The 543-nt window shown below is 68.5% G+C and carries 1 pseudogene; it reads left to right on the top strand.

The annotated features are described in order from the left end of the window. Positions 1–543: pseudogene (locus IJ15_RS26550) on the top strand (MFS transporter); the annotation flags it as partial.

Genomic DNA, 543 nt, shown 5'->3' with positions numbered 1-543 from the left:
CGCGATCCCGGTGCTCGCCCCGCTCCTGATCCTGGCGCCGGTGTTCCTGCCCGAATCGAAGGACCCGAATCCGGGCCGGATCGATCCGGTCAGCATCGCGCTGTCACTGCTCGCGTTGGCGCCGATCGTGTACGCGATCAAGAACGTCGCCAAGGACGGCTCGCTGGTGTCCACCGTGGTGCCCGCGCTGGTCGGCGTCGTCGCCTCGGTCCTGTTCGTCCGGCGGCAGTTGCGCCGCCGCGATCCGATGCTGGACGTGCGGTTGTTCGCGGTGCCCACCTTCTCGGGTGCGGTGGCGGTGAACCTGCTGAGCGTGTTCTCCCTCGTCGGGTTCCTGTTCTTCGTCTCGCAGCATCTGCAGCTGGTGGTCGGCCAGAGCCCGATGCAGGCCGGTATCAGTCTGCTTCCCGGCATGGCGATCATGGTGGTCTCGGGACTTGCGGCGGTCCCGCTCGTCCGGAGGGTGACGCCGGCGACGGTGGTGGCGGTCGCGCTGCTGGTGTCGGCTCTGGGTTACGGTGCCGTCTTCGTGTTCGCGTCCCC

Source organism: Prescottella defluvii (assembly GCF_000738775.1).
Lineage (GTDB): Bacteria > Actinomycetota > Actinomycetes > Mycobacteriales > Mycobacteriaceae > Prescottella > Prescottella defluvii.
Note: the sequence above shows the minus strand (reverse complement) of the source record. Positions and strands in the feature narration are given on the sequence as shown.